The organism is Gilliamella sp. BG3 (assembly GCF_046635605.1).
Lineage (GTDB): Bacteria > Pseudomonadota > Gammaproteobacteria > Enterobacterales > Orbaceae > Gilliamella > Gilliamella bombi.
Genome location: NZ_JBIDFE010000001.1, coordinates 99,692 through 113,488 on the forward strand (window position 1 = coordinate 99,692; position 13,797 = coordinate 113,488).

Genomic DNA, 13,797 nt, shown 5'->3' on the forward strand with positions numbered 1-13,797 from the left:
GTAAGTTGTATTTATGATCATTGTTACAAATATAAAAATTATTACAGCTAACAAACTTATTATTGCTTTAATCAATCTGCAAATACATTGTTCTAGCCATTGATGCTTTTGATTCTTACTATTGTTATTATTCATTTAGCGACATTGTCCATGATACAGTACTATGGCAATAATCAGGTAAATCGGCCTGCCACGTTATTTTATCGTTTAATAAAGATTGCAAACGCCAAGGAAACAAAACGTTAGGCACCACATCATCGGTTATTGCTAGCCATTGATTTTCAGATGTTAACCAAATTTGCTGATAATTCTGATCAATTTGATTCATGCTTCCCCTAAAATGCCAAACTTGAATTTGTTCAAGCAGTAACGCCGTTTGCTCACTACAAGAAACTGAGTAATTTTGTTGAAAAGGATCTCGTCCTAAAGACACATCGGCCTTTAGTTCAAAACAGATAACAATTAATAAACTAATAAATTGATAGATATAACGTTTCACTTTATGACTTTTTAAATAAGAGCGTAAACATGATCTGTAACTGCTGTTCTTGCTTGCTGATTTTTAGATTCTGAAAATCAAGATAATAAAAATCATCCGTTAATGATGAAATTAAAGCCATAAAATCAAAAAATTGCCCTTCTAATTCAATATCCCAATTAACCGTATTGTCAGTTTGATAATGTTTAAAGGAACTTAGTGTTAGATGATTTTGTTCAATAGCCAACGCTAATTCTTTTTCAGATATCAAACTATATAAACTATTTTTACTTGCCTGATAACGCCTTACTTTTGCCTGTAACAATTCAATTTCAGTAATCTTTTGCTGATATAACTCGGCCTTTAGCTCAGCTTGTTGCTGGCCTTCTTTAATAAAAAGTTGATAAACAATAACAAAAAATGCTAAACAACATAAAATACACAATGCGTACTGTTGCCAAACTGGGCGATAGAAAAAATCACTGTTCATTAAGTTCCATTTCCATTTCAAAAAATAAATTATTCTTATTGGTCGATACGGTCTTTATTTGACTTTTAGCGATATTTTTTAGCATTAACAAATTTTGGTTAAAATGAGTAAGTTCGACATAACTAAAGCTTTGCCCTTCTATTGCTACTTTTTTAGGTTCATAATAGAAAGAATCAAGCCAAATTACTGAAGGTAACTGCGCTGAAAGCAATAATAAGGATTGCTGAATTTGTTTTTGGCTTAATGATGGATTAGGCAAATAATTAACTAATTCTTCAGTTAATTTTTGTACTATCTTTTGCTGGTGTAGTAATTTTTCATCATAAGTTTGTAAATCATTTTTAGCGTGTACCCACAAATAACAGAGCAAACAACTTATTATGCCCATAAATCCAACAACCACGCCTGTCAATTGTCGTTGATGTTTTGTTTGTTTCTCTTGCCGCCAAGGTAAAAAATTAACTTTATTATTTTCAAATCGACAACCTACAAAAGTTAATAGTCGTTGATGCTTTTTAAAAAGATTGATCCAATTTTCAATATAATGACGTTCAACTATCATCACTGTAATTTGTTTTGTATGTTCAGTTGAATAAACAAAATCAAAAAATACACTTTTAGCCGACACTTGGAATAATTTATAAATGTTAGCTTCAACATATAAACTCAATTCATTTAAATTTAGCTTTACATCAGGTAAGGTTAATTGTTGTATTTGAATTAAATTGATATCCAAATTAAGTTCAAATACCGCACGCTCAGAAATTTTTTTTAGTAACTCATCAATAAAAATATCTATATCATTTTCATTTTGATAATTAAATACAATCAGATCTTCGCTAGTGGCTGTTGTAGCATTTCGCTTAACTGAATTTTCAATCCTATAGCGTAAAATTGTAGGTTCGACATAAATAATGACGCTACTTTTATTAAAAATCATGATGGATTATCTTCTTGTTTCTGATAATAGCATCACTTAATCATAATCATCTTTTCCTAAATAAAAACTGACAAAAGCGATTTTTGCGAACTATCACCCAAAAAATGTTTAAAATTAAATCGAACGAAGTAGATTTTAGAGAATTTTAAAAAAAAAGGTTGACTGAAATAAGTCGTGCCTTATAATGCACATCCACACGGTAAGGGTGATTAGCTCAGTTGGGAGAGCACCTCCCTTACAAGGAGGGGGTCACTGGTTCGAACCCGGTATCACCCACCAATCTTTACCGTGATGTTTCAGTAATGAAACACTTGGGGTGATTAGCTCAGTTGGGAGAGCACCTCCCTTACAAGGAGGGGGTCACTGGTTCGAACCCGGTATCACCCACCATCTTTAAGATGGGTCGTTAGCTCAGTCGGTAGAGCAGCGGACTTTTAATCCGTTGGTCGAGCGTTCGAATCGCTCACGACCCACCATTTTATTGAATAATTCCTAAATCCAATCAATCTAATTAAGTAAAAAAAAGCGATGAGAACGATAGCGTTCGACAAACTTGTCTGGAACAAATTTGAACAACACGCAGTGTTGGCCCCGAAGGGGTGAGGCACACGATGTGCCGAATAATCGCTCACGACCCACCATTTTATTAAACAATTTCTGAATAAGTCCAATCAATCTAATTAAGTAAAAAAAGCGATGAGAACGATAGCGTTCGACAAATTTTTCTGGAACAAATTTGAACAACACGCAGTGTTGGCCCCGAAGGGGTGAGGCACACGATGTGCCGAATAATTGCTCACGACCCACCATTTCATGACATCAATATTTAATTAATAAACAACTTATTTAATTACGCTATACTAAACAGATAAATACGATAGAATAATTAAGTTATTTAATTTATAAGGAAGTTGTATGCTAAAGTTTTTTGCAAAACTATCATTAGTTTTATGTTTTAGTATTGCTGTTAATGCTGATCAACAAACATTATTTGATTTTAATGAAGAATATCAAAAAGCAACAGAACAAAAAGATGCAGAGGCGCAATACCATGTAGGTCTTATGTACGCTGATGGCTCATATACTAAAAAACGGCAATTTAAAGGTTTCGAATATGGTTTTGATGAGCAATTAAAAGCACAACCTGATTATATTAAAGCAAAAGAGTGGTTTGAAAAGGCTGCCAATCAAGGTCATATCGCAGCTCAACACAGTTTAGCCTTATTGTATTATAATGGACAAGGAACAAAACAAAACTATTCTAAGGGAATTGAGTGGGATACAAAAGCAGCTAAAAAAGGAGATGCCGTTGCTCAATATACATTAGCAACACTCTATTACAATGGTACAGGGGTTAAAAAGAACTATTTTAAAGCTAAACAATGGTTTGCTAAGGCCGCTGAACAAAACTATTCCGATGCTAAAGATCACTTAAATGTTGTAACAAAAAAGGTTAATGCCATTGTAGCCAAACAACAGGCCAAGAAAAAGCAAGCTAGTAATAACGATTGCGGTTGTTAATAATTAATCTGTTACACCAAAATGGAAAAATATCAAAAGATATCTATACATTAAATCATTGCTTTCAATAGACTTATCAAAATAAGCACAAATAGTTTTGCAAACAAGTTAAAAACATTCTTTAATAAGAAATTTGGGCCCAAAATAAAGAGGCAGTTAAATGAAAAAAATACTATTAATAATATACTTATTTGTAAATACGCCTATTTTTGCAACACAAAATATAGAATATAACTTTGATGTTGAATATAAAAAAGCAACAGAACAAAATAGTGCCGAAGCACAAAACCGGTTAGGTTATATGTACCAGTACGGTCTTAACGTTAAACAAGATTATGCTAAAGCTATTGAATGGTACCAAAAATCGGCTAATCAAAATTACGCCGATGCACAAGTAAGTTTAGGCTACATGTACAATTATGGTCTCGGCGTGAAGAAAAATTTGCTTAAAGCAAAGCAGTTTTATGCAAAAGCAGCCTCAAGCGGTTATGCTTTAGGTCTATTTAATCTAGGGGCACTTTACGAATTTGCAGAAAAAAAACATTATCTAAAAGGAATTGAACAAAATTCAGATAATAATACTATTAGCCAAGACTATGTTAAGGCAAAATATTTTTACGAAAAAGCTGTACAACTAGGCAATAAAGAGGCTCAAAACAATCTGGGTAGATTTTATTATATTGGAATTGTTGTCAAAAAAAACTATACCAAAGCTAGAGAACTATATGAACAAGCAGCTAAGCAAGGCAATATATATGCTCTGCATAATTTAGCAAATATGTATTACAATGGATTAGGTGGATTAAAAAAAGATTTTGCCAAAGGTGTAGAATTAGACACTCAATCTGCACAAAGAGGAAATCCTGAAGCACAATATAGCTTAGGTTGGTTATATTATAATGGCTCATGGTTTGAAAAAAATTATACAGAAGCTAGAAGATGGTTTCAGTTTGCCGCTGAACAAAATCATGCCGATGCACAATACAATTTAGGTATTATCTATCAACAAGGATTGGGAGTGGCAATAAATACCTATACTGCAAAATATTACTTTCAACAAGCTTGCCAAAACAACCATCAAGAAGCATGTAAACATGTCAAGAAACTTCTTTAATAAAAATATAATATTGGCAATGGGAAATAACTAAATGGCACTATAAAAGGTATTCAAACTGCTAAGCATTACTTTTAAACAATATTGTAAAAATAATATATATCAAGCTTGTCAAGAATAACCTAACACAATTCCCAAATAATAATTATTAGTTCAACGTTTTGGTTATGTATGTGCTTAATGCATATCAAATACATACATAACTAAACAATAGGCAATATAGAACATTACAGCACCAACTATACAGTCCAATATTACCCACATTCTTTTCTTTCTAAATAGCGGTATGAGTAATTTTGCTCCGTAACCAAGACTAAAAAACCATATGAATGAAACACTGACGGCACCAACCAAAAATGCAAATTTTTGTTCATTAGTTAACGTGCCAGCAATTCCACCCACAATAACAACAGTATCCAAATAGACATGAGGATTAAGTAAAGTAACAGCCAAAGTTGCCAATACAACTTTTAATGAGTTGTTATTGTTAAGAGATTGAGATTCTATTTGTATGCTACTTGTGCCTTTAATTGCACTTTTAAACGCACAAAAACCATACCAAATTAAAAAAATCGCCCCAGAGATTGCTAAAATATTAGTAATTAAAGAATTGCTACGAATAAAAGTACCTAGCCCAAAAATCCCTATTGACATTAAAGCAAAATCACAAATAAAACAAATTGCCGACACATAAAAGATATGATTTTTTAATAATCCTTGCTTGAGTACAAATAAATTTTGAGCACCAATAGCAATAATTAAACTAGCCGAAATGAAAGCACCACGTAATATTTCCAATAGCATTTAGTTATAACACCAGAATAAAGATAAGAAAATTTATTATATAATCTAAATGCTATAAGTTTATAACAAACGTATTGAATTTGTTATTTGTTATTTTTCTCTAACCACAATAGTTTGGTTTTATTTTTGTTTAAATAGAGAATGATCATTCCAATAGCTAACCAAATAATACCGACCATTTTTGCATCGTTATCAATATGTAATAATACAGGTAATAGCACTACAATACCTATAATAGGCATAAAGACGTCTAGAAACCACGAAAACCATCCTTTTGAGCCTTTTTTAAACTTAAAATAGCCAATTACAGATAAATGTAACATGATAAATGCAGTTAATGCTCCAATATCAACAAATGAAACTAAAGTTGGCAACCCTTTAGCATTATTAGCAGCAATAACAACTAAACATAAATTAAATAGCGCTGCAAATATAATAGCCATTGTCGGTACACCACTTTTTTTTCCTACTTTTGCAAAAAATGAAGGTAAACGTTTGTCACGCCCCATACTGAATAAAAGACGACTTGCTGCGGCTTGTCCAACCATTGCTGCAAATGATGCACCAATAGCTTTCATTAAACCTAGTGCCCACCCTAACCACAGATTAATTTCTTGATTAACAATATGATAGTAAACTTTACCTTGTAGTTCTGGATGACTACGCAAATATTCAGGGGTATAAGGGTTAAGTAAGCTACCGACATAAATTTGTAGCACAAATAAACACCCAGCTAAAATTAAACAACATATAATCGCTTTACTAACTAAATTATGAGGTCCGCCATTTTCTTCTGAAAAAGTAGCAATAGCGTCAAATCCCAAATAAGATAGTACAGCAATAGACACTGCATTAAATAGATTACTCCAACTGAATAAATCACCACCAATAAAAGGTTGTAACCAATCTCTGTTACTACCATTAGTGGCTATTATCCAAATACCAACAGATAACACAGCAAGTAATATAATAATTTCAAATATCAAGATGATTAACGTAATTTTAGTCGATTTTCTAACACCAACTAAATTCAGCGTAGTAGTTAACATAACAGCTAAACATGTCCATACCCATATTGGTACTTCGGGAATCAATGCATTGAACGATATACCGCTAAATAAGTACGCAACCGCAGGGATAAACATATAATCAAGTAACAGCAACCAGCCTACTAAAAACCCAGCACTAGGATGAATACCAATAGAACAATAAGCATAAACAGCTCCCGCATGCGGTAAAGCGTTTGCCATTCTGGCATAAGAAAGCGCGGTAAATGCCATTACAAAAGTTGCTATGATATAAACCAAAGCAACTGCACCATCACTTATCGCATCTAAAACACCAAATAATCCTACAGGTGCTGCTGGACCAATAAAAAGCAATCCCAGAATAACCAAATCCCGGAATCGCATATTTTTATTTAACTGTTGCATAATCATTCTCTAGCGCAATTATCAGTAATGATGAAATATTAAATGATTAATCCGCAACGTGCTAAGATCAGCTTGTTATTAGGTTATAATTATTTGTTATAAGAACATACTTTAGTGATATTCTTTAACCTCATAGGTATAAGACATTTTCGCTGTTTTACCAAGCATGATAGAGGCACTGCAATATTTTTCTGATGCAAGTTTTACTGCCGTTTCGACTGCTTCGTTATCAATATTAATACCCGTAATGACAATATGAAAATTAATTGACGTATACACTTTAGGGGAGGATTCTGCTTGAGTTTTATCAATATCTATCCAAAGATCACGAACATCTTTTTTTTTATTTTTTAAAATTGCAATAATATCATAAGCCATACAACCAGCTGCACCATGCAACAAAAGCTCCATAGGACGAGCTCCACGATTACGCCCGCCATGTTCAATACCGCCATCCATCACTAGCGAATGCCCACTTGCAGTTTCACCTAAAAAACCAAATTCATCAATCCACTTTAAACGATCTTTCATAATTATCTCCTTTAAATTTATCTTTAACCTTCTTATTAGTTACAAATTTATTAAATAACATAATCGTTTTTAACCACGCTGTCATCATTTTGATTATTACTTTATTGATCAAATATGACAATGTTAGTGAACTTTTTACTAAGAGAATCATTAAGATCTTTTAAATTATTCAGGTAAAATCACTGTATTATTTGCAATAAAATATTAGCAATATGTAATTAAAATCAATGTTTTCATTTTAATTTTTGCTTAACAAATAATTATATAGATTGGGTTACCCTACTCTAAGGATTGAATATGATTTTTAAGTTTATTATCTTCCTTTTGATAAGATCCTTGGCTAGATTATTAGCTAGTATTTTGGTGGTGACGTATTAGTTATTATGCTAGCAAGCATCTCGATGGCTAAAGTAGGTGCACAACTTGCACAAAAATTATCGATTAAAAAATTAATTAAATTCTTTGGTATATTTTATTATTGCTTGCAACGAAATTAATCATTTTTTAAACATCATTAATAAATAAAAAGGCCGCAAAAGCGACCTTATCAGTTTTGATGCAATACCATTAAATGACTATCTTGCTTCTTTAACTGCAAGTCCTAATTGCCAAACGGCCATTGCATAATGAGTGCTGTGGTTATAACGGGTGATAGTATAAAAGTTTGGTAATCCATACCAGTATTGGTAACGATCGCCCATATCAAGACGCAATAAACTTACCTGCGTATGTCCTTCTAATGAGCTTTGTGGTTTTAACCCTGCTTTTGCTAATGTTTCAATGGAGTATTTAGTACTAAAACCAGTATCAAGTGATAGTGCTTGGCCATCAGCCATTACAGCCACTTTTTTACCACGTTGCCAACCGTATGATTTAAAATAGCTTGCCACACTACCAATAGCATCAACAGGATCCCATAAATCAATATGCCCATCATGATTAAAATCAACAGCGTGACGTCTAAATGCTGATGGCATAAATTGACCATATCCCATAGCACCAGCAAATGATCCACTCAAATCAAAGGGATCAACCCCCTCATCTCGGCACATAACTAAAAAATCTTCTAATTCGTCAGAAAAATATTTCGCACGTCTTGGATAGTAAAAGGCAAGAGTTGACAAGGCATCAATGATTTTAGTTTTTCCCATCACTCTACCCCAACCTGTTTCGACGCCAATAATGCCAACAATAATTTCGGGTGGCACACCATATTCATTATAAGCACGCTGTAATTCTTTTTGGTATTGATTCCAAAATTCAACACCACGAGGAAGGTTACTTGGTGTAATAAATTTATTTTTATATCGAATCCAAGCACCATTTGGTGCCGTTGGCGAGGTTGCTTTTGGTGCTTGTTTATCCATTAAATTAATTACCCAATCGAGCTTATTAGCTTGAGCAAGCACATTACGGAGTTGTTGACGATTAAAACCATGCTTACTAACCATTCTATCAATAAATTTTTCTTTATCTATGTCTAGTGACGCACTAGCGGTTTTAGATTGATTGTGCTCTTTTTCGAGATAGACACCGCCTTTAACATTTGCATGTCCACGGTGTTCTTTCATGGGAGATGTTGAAGATTTATTACTACTACAAGCTACAAGCAATAAAATTGTACTAATAAAAATGGCAATACGCTGCATAAAAAATCCATATTTTAAGTAATTAAAAATCGACAACATCATAAAATATTTATTGTTATTTAACAATATTTGGGCATGATTCTCCTGCCGAAACTTGTTTAATATTGTTTAACGTCGTATCAGAAATATTTAACAATGCTTCTTGTGTTAAAAAGGCTTGGTGCCCCGTAAAAATAACATTATGGCAGGAAGATAAACGACGGAACACATCATCTAAAATAACATCATTAGATTTGTCTTCAAAAAAGAGATCACGTTCGTTTTCATAAACATCCATGCCTAAAGCACCAATTTTTGTTTTCTTTAATGCATCAATAGCTGCGGTTGCATCAAGTAATGCGCCACGACTAGTATTGATAATCATCACGCCGTCTTTCATTTTTTGGAAAGAATCTTTATTCAATAAATGATAATTTTCAGGGGTCATAGGGCAATGTAACGTAATCACATCAGATTTTGCATATAACTCATCTAACTCAACATATTGCGCTCCTAATTCAACTGCAACATCATTAGGATAAGGATCATAGGCAAGAATATGCATACCAAAACCTTTCAAAATGCGGATAATCGCTTGACCAATTTTGCCCGTACCAATAACACCAGCAGTACGATTGTGCATATTAAATCCAGTTAATCCATCTAACGAAAAGTTAGCATCACGAGTACGCTGATAGGCTTTATGCGTTCTTCTATTTAACGTCATCATTAAAGCCACTGCATGTTCTGCAACTGCTTCTGGTGAATAAGCTGGCACACGAACCACCGTGATACCTAACTTTTCAGCTTCAGTTAAATCAACATTATCAAACCCAGCGCAACGAAGCGCTAAAATCTTAATGCCATAACTTGCTAATTTTTTTAGTACTTTTCTATCTACTTCGTCATTAACAAATGCACAAACTGCGTCATAACCTTGGGCGGTAACCACTGTTTTACAGCTAAGTTTATGTTCATAATATTCGATATCAAAGCCATATTTTTTATTAGCGATTTCTAAATGTTCTTTATCATAATGTTTACTACTAAAAACAGCCACTTTAATTGAACTTTTCATATTACTACACCCCTTTTAAATGGTAGTTTGTTAATCTCTTAATTAATTATTGACATTAATTTTATACTGAAACACATAGTTACCTGAAACTTTTTAACAAAAAATAGCTAAAATAATGAATCTCTAACTTTCAAAAAGTCATTGCGCATAACTTTCTTATATTGAAAACATGACTTTGGATAAAACGGTCAATCTTGGCTTGCTGAATTATTTTTTATATGTTGTGTGCTATGATAACACTTTGCCAAAAACTAACAATAAAGTTAAATAATGAATAGCTCGCAGAATTCACTTTTAAAAACCATTTTTACGACCAAGATGCTAATCTGCATTTTTACAGGTTTTGCTTCTGGTCTTCCTTTTTATTTATTATTACAACTGTTACCTGCATGGTTAGAAAGTGATGGTATTAATATCAAAACAATTGGAGCCTTTTCATTAACGCAAATTCCCTATATTTTTAAATTTATCTGGTCACCATTGATGGATAACATTTCGCTCTTTAATTTAGGGAGACGACGTGGTTGGATGCTTGGGTCCCAAATAACACTTATATTTTCTATCGCAATATTAGGATTTTTTTCACCTTCATTGAATATTTGGTTAATAGCAACCATTTGCTTTATTATTGCACTATTTTCAGCTACACAAGATATTGCTCTTGATGCCTTTAGACGAGAGTTATTGCTTGATAAAGAATTAGGACTTGGTAATAGTATTCATACCAATGCTTATCGCATTGCAGGTTTAGTGCCAGGTTCATTATCACTAATATTATCAAATACCTTGCCTTGGAATAGTGTTTTTATCATCACTGCATTATTTATGCTGCCTGCTATCATTATGACGTTACTAGTAAAAGAACCAATTAACCAATCGCCCCAAAATCATACTTTTGAAGATATCATCATTAAGCCATTTAGTGAATTTATTACTCGAAATGGACTTAAAACAGCCATATGGGTTTTAACATTTATCTTTTTATATAAATTAGGTGATAGCATGGCTACATCCTTAGCCACGCCTTTCTACTTACAAATGGGCTATAGTCGCCCCGACATTGGTTGGATTGCCAAAAATGCTTCTTTATGGCCAAGTGTGTTTGGAGCATTAATGGGTGGCATTTTGATGATCAAAATAGGCATAAACCGAGCATTATGGTCTTTTGGTGTTGTCCAAGTTATATCAATTTTAGGATTTATTTGGCTTTCGATAGAAGGACCTTTTACTACAATAGGAATATTTCAAAAAACGTTATTAGCCATAGTGATAGGGATTGAATCACTTGGTGTCGGTCTTGGTTCGGCTGCTTTTGTAGCGTTTATTGCTAAAACAACTAATCCACTTTATACCGCTACACAATTTGCTTTATTTACCAGCATTGCTTCAGTGCCAAGAACTCTAATTAATGCATCTACCGGTTTTATGGTTGAACACTTAGGATGGACAAACTTTTTTTGGTTATGTTTTATTCTTGCCTTTCCCGGTATGTTATTATTGTTAAAAGTTGCCCCGTGGAATAGCCAATCTTAGGAGAAAATATGGACAAACTAACCCAAGCATTCGACTTTAGACATGCATGTAAAAAATTTGATAATACCAAAAAAATTAGTGATGATGATATTAAATATATTTTAGAAGCGGGTCGTCAATCTCCTTCATCATTTGGCATGGAGCCATGGCATTTTGTGGTTGTTGATAGTCACAAGATAAAAGTTGAATTACGTAATGTTTGCTATAACCAAGAACAAGTTACCAGCTGTTCACATTTTGTCATTGTACTTTACCGCAAAGCCAATAATTTTACGTTACAGAGCGATTATTTACGACAAACAATTGCACGCACCTTACCTGATCCCAATAACCAAACCGATATTGATATTGCCTGTCAAGGATTTATCAATTTTTGCGAACAAGGCTTAGCCGACGGTTTAACCATCAACCACTGGTCAGAAATGCAAGACTATATCGCTAGTGCCAATATGATGACTGCAGCGGCATTTCGTGGTATTGATTCATGTGCTATTGGTGGATTCGATCATGATAAAGTCATAAAGATCCTAGAAAAATATATTCCACAATTTGGTGGCGACTCATTCGGGATAGGACTTTGCTTAGCTTTTGGTTATCGAATTAATGAACCAACAGCGCATATTCGTTGGCCACTTTCAGACTTAACTACATATCTAACTGATAGCAGCGAAACGAATTAAACAATAGTCACCTTCAATCACAAAATGGTAATTGAAGGTGTTGATAAAAATAGATAACTTATTATTATTCAATTGATTGATAAAGCGCTTCGGCTTCAGATGAAGCTGAATCCATAATAAAGGCAATTCCAGATAAAATATTACCAATCTGAGGATCGGTAATATTTTGTTGTACTGAATTTAAAATCTCTTGAGCCCAATTAATTTTTGTAAGTACAGCTTCGACACTTTCTTTTGAAGGATTACTCATCTTCTCTCCTACTGTTAGGATGTTAACTAAACCAATAATCAAAAATATCTTATTAAATAATAAAAAATTTGAGATAACGGATATAAGAATAAGAAAATCGCATATTCTAAACAGTAAAAACAAAAACAAAAATTAATGTAGTTTAAATAAAGAATAAATGTATTTAAAATAATTGAAAATAAAAAGATAAACTTTTAGTTTAATAAAAATTGGCGCAATACAAAAAAGCCTATTATGATTACCTATTGCTATAATAAACAATTCTTTTACATTATAACGATTGATAATGTTAGACTTATTGGCAATAAATTGCGTTAATTTTGCCTAAAATTGTCAAAATTTTAAAATAAGTAAGGATTTAAAATGAAAACCAAACATGCTCGTTTATTAATACTTGGCTCTGGTCCTGCCGGTTACACTGCTGCTGTTTATGCCGCACGAGCTAACCTTTCCCCCGTGTTAATTACAGGAATGCAAGAAGGTGGGCAACTAACTACCACAACCGATCTTGAAAACTGGCCAGCCGGTGCTCCTGATTTAACAGGACCAGAATTAATGCTTAAGATGAAAGAACATGCAGAAAGATTTAATACTGAAATTATTTTAGATCAAATTGATCGCGTTGATTTTAGCACAAAGCCATTTAAGCTTTATGGTAGCGAAACGCAATACAGTTGTGATGCGCTTATTATTGCAACTGGCGCATCAGCGCAATACCTTGGTTTACCGTCAGAAGAAGCATTCAAAAGTAAAGGTGTGTCGGCTTGTGCTACCTGTGATGGATTTTTCTATCGCAACCAAAAAGTTGCTGTAGTGGGTGGTGGCAATACCGCGGTTGAAGAAACGCTTTATTTAGCCAATATCGCAAGTGAAGTACATTTAATTCACCGTCGAGATACCTTTAGAGCAGAAAAAATCTTAATGGATCGCTTAGAGCAAAAAATTAAAGAAGGCAAAGTTATCCTACATACTCATCGTGTAGTTGATGAAGTTTTAGGGGATAACATGGGAGTAACTGGAGTTAGAATCCGTAGCTCACAAGATCCTAATATTACCGAAGAGTTATCGGTTTTAGGCGTGTTTATCGCTATTGGCCACAAACCAAACACCGCTATATTTGAAGGTCAACTTGAACTAAATGGCGGTTATATCAAAGTACAATCAGGCACGCAAGGCAACGCTACTCAAACCAGTGTCGAAGGGATTTTTGCTGCTGGTGATGTAATGGATCATGTCTATCGTCAAGCAATCACTTCAGCAGGTACAGGCTGTATGGCTGCTTTAGATGCAGAACATTATTTGGATAATTTAAAATAA

General features: G+C 33.4%; 14 protein-coding genes and 3 tRNA genes. 8 read left to right on the plus strand and 9 right to left on the minus strand.

All coding sequences use genetic code 11. The features are described from left to right. Window positions 1–127 precede the first annotated feature (127 nt). From ACGH6S_RS00455 to ACGH6S_RS00465, 3 genes are read right to left on the minus strand one after another with little or no spacing between them, the layout of a single operon-like run. A complete protein-coding gene (locus tag ACGH6S_RS00455) occupies window positions 128–499 on the minus strand; it encodes a hypothetical protein (protein WP_296301415.1) in 372 nt (123 codons plus the stop codon). A gap of 1 nt (window position 500) precedes the next feature. Further along, entirely contained in the window at window positions 501–968 is a 468-nt protein-coding gene (locus ACGH6S_RS00460; protein ID WP_085164679.1) for a hypothetical protein, read from the minus strand. Beyond that, complete coding sequence (locus tag ACGH6S_RS00465; protein WP_065589569.1) at window positions 958–1,908, minus strand: PilN domain-containing protein; 951 nt, start codon at window positions 1,906–1,908, stop codon at window positions 958–960. The genes ACGH6S_RS00460 and ACGH6S_RS00465 overlap by 11 nt, the downstream gene beginning before the upstream one ends. Before the next feature lie 203 nt (window positions 1,909–2,111). On the opposite strand from ACGH6S_RS00465, the gene ACGH6S_RS00470 reads away from it, so the two are divergent. From ACGH6S_RS00470 to ACGH6S_RS00490, 5 genes are all read left to right on the plus strand, one after another. Next, window positions 2,112–2,187: transfer RNA gene (locus ACGH6S_RS00470), tRNA-Val, on the plus strand. A gap of 35 nt (window positions 2,188–2,222) precedes the next feature. After that, window positions 2,223–2,298 (plus strand) — tRNA-Val (locus ACGH6S_RS00475). A gap of 10 nt (window positions 2,299–2,308) precedes the next feature. Beyond that, a tRNA-Lys gene (locus tag ACGH6S_RS00480) sits at window positions 2,309–2,384 on the plus strand. A 439-nt stretch (window positions 2,385–2,823) separates the two neighbouring features. Beyond that, window positions 2,824–3,429, plus strand: a complete 606-nt coding sequence (locus ACGH6S_RS00485; RefSeq protein WP_065589568.1) for a tetratricopeptide repeat protein — start codon at window positions 2,824–2,826, stop codon at window positions 3,427–3,429. A 160-nt stretch (window positions 3,430–3,589) separates the two neighbouring features. After that, the gene (locus tag ACGH6S_RS00490) at window positions 3,590–4,543 is read left to right on the plus strand and encodes a tetratricopeptide repeat protein (protein WP_085164673.1); all 954 of its coding nucleotides are present in this window, start codon (window positions 3,590–3,592) and stop codon (window positions 4,541–4,543) included. A 177-nt stretch (window positions 4,544–4,720) separates the two neighbouring features. On the opposite strand, the gene ACGH6S_RS00495 is transcribed toward ACGH6S_RS00490, so the two are convergent. The 5 genes from ACGH6S_RS00495 to ACGH6S_RS00515 all read right to left on the minus strand — a co-directional run bounded on the left by ACGH6S_RS00495 (window position 4,721) and on the right by ACGH6S_RS00515 (window position 10,005). Next, complete coding sequence (locus ACGH6S_RS00495) at window positions 4,721–5,347, minus strand: LysE/ArgO family amino acid transporter (RefSeq protein WP_174799474.1); 627 nt, start codon at window positions 5,345–5,347, stop codon at window positions 4,721–4,723. 83 nt (window positions 5,348–5,430) lie between these two features. Next, window positions 5,431–6,780, minus strand: coding sequence for an APC family permease (locus tag ACGH6S_RS00500; RefSeq protein WP_238786483.1), 1,350 nt, complete (start codon window positions 6,778–6,780; stop codon window positions 5,431–5,433). A gap of 111 nt (window positions 6,781–6,891) precedes the next feature. Then, window positions 6,892–7,311, minus strand: coding sequence for an OsmC family protein (locus ACGH6S_RS00505; protein WP_065589564.1), 420 nt, complete (start codon window positions 7,309–7,311; stop codon window positions 6,892–6,894). 575 nt (window positions 7,312–7,886) lie between these two features. Then, window positions 7,887–8,960, minus strand: a complete 1,074-nt coding sequence (mltB, locus tag ACGH6S_RS00510; protein WP_065589563.1) for a lytic murein transglycosylase B — start codon at window positions 8,958–8,960, stop codon at window positions 7,887–7,889. A gap of 55 nt (window positions 8,961–9,015) precedes the next feature. Next, window positions 9,016–10,005: a 2-hydroxyacid dehydrogenase gene (locus ACGH6S_RS00515; protein WP_065589583.1), complete on the minus strand. Its 990-nt coding sequence runs from the start codon at window positions 10,003–10,005 to the stop codon at window positions 9,016–9,018. A 282-nt stretch (window positions 10,006–10,287) separates the two neighbouring features. On the opposite strand from ACGH6S_RS00515, the gene ACGH6S_RS00520 reads away from it, so the two are divergent. Further along, a complete protein-coding gene (locus ACGH6S_RS00520) occupies window positions 10,288–11,550 on the plus strand; it encodes an AmpG family muropeptide MFS transporter (RefSeq protein ID WP_174799476.1) in 1,263 nt (420 codons plus the stop codon). 8 nt (window positions 11,551–11,558) lie between these two features. After that, on the plus strand, window positions 11,559–12,230 hold the full coding sequence (locus ACGH6S_RS00525) for an NAD(P)H-dependent oxidoreductase (RefSeq protein ID WP_411578154.1): 672 nt from the start codon (window positions 11,559–11,561) through the stop codon (window positions 12,228–12,230). A 64-nt stretch (window positions 12,231–12,294) separates the two neighbouring features. On the opposite strand, the gene ACGH6S_RS00530 is transcribed toward ACGH6S_RS00525, so the two are convergent. Continuing rightward, complete coding sequence (locus tag ACGH6S_RS00530) at window positions 12,295–12,480, minus strand: hypothetical protein (protein WP_034909658.1); 186 nt, start codon at window positions 12,478–12,480, stop codon at window positions 12,295–12,297. A 363-nt stretch (window positions 12,481–12,843) separates the two neighbouring features. Between ACGH6S_RS00530 and trxB the strand changes: the two genes are divergently transcribed. Next, window positions 12,844–13,797 carry a thioredoxin-disulfide reductase gene (trxB, locus tag ACGH6S_RS00535; protein WP_411578155.1) on the plus strand — a complete coding sequence of 318 codons (954 nt, stop codon included), beginning with the start codon at window positions 12,844–12,846 and terminating at the stop codon, window positions 13,795–13,797.

Bases quoted from the DNA above. Each gene is read 5' to 3' on its own strand.
- ACGH6S_RS00500 (WP_238786483.1), bottom strand. From the start codon at position 6,780: ATGCAACAGTTAAATAAAAATATGCGATTCCGGGATTTGGTTATTCTG.
- mltB (WP_065589563.1), bottom strand. From the start codon at position 8,960: ATGCAGCGTATTGCCATTTTTATTAGTACAATTTTATTGCTTGTAGCT.
- ACGH6S_RS00505 (WP_065589564.1), bottom strand. From the start codon at position 7,311: ATGAAAGATCGTTTAAAGTGGATTGATGAATTTGGTTTTTTAGGTGAA.
- trxB (WP_411578155.1), top strand. From the start codon at position 12,844: ATGAAAACCAAACATGCTCGTTTATTAATACTTGGCTCTGGTCCTGCC.
- ACGH6S_RS00495 (WP_174799474.1), bottom strand. From the start codon at position 5,347: ATGCTATTGGAAATATTACGTGGTGCTTTCATTTCGGCTAGTTTAATT.
- ACGH6S_RS00520 (WP_174799476.1), top strand. From the start codon at position 10,288: ATGAATAGCTCGCAGAATTCACTTTTAAAAACCATTTTTACGACCAAG.
- ACGH6S_RS00525 (WP_411578154.1), top strand. From the start codon at position 11,559: ATGGACAAACTAACCCAAGCATTCGACTTTAGACATGCATGTAAAAAA.
- ACGH6S_RS00485 (WP_065589568.1), top strand. From the start codon at position 2,824: ATGCTAAAGTTTTTTGCAAAACTATCATTAGTTTTATGTTTTAGTATT.
- ACGH6S_RS00490 (WP_085164673.1), top strand. From the start codon at position 3,590: ATGAAAAAAATACTATTAATAATATACTTATTTGTAAATACGCCTATT.
- ACGH6S_RS00530 (WP_034909658.1), bottom strand. From the start codon at position 12,480: ATGAGTAATCCTTCAAAAGAAAGTGTCGAAGCTGTACTTACAAAAATT.
- ACGH6S_RS00465 (WP_065589569.1), bottom strand. From the start codon at position 1,908: ATGATTTTTAATAAAAGTAGCGTCATTATTTATGTCGAACCTACAATT.
- ACGH6S_RS00460 (WP_085164679.1), bottom strand. From the start codon at position 968: ATGAACAGTGATTTTTTCTATCGCCCAGTTTGGCAACAGTACGCATTG.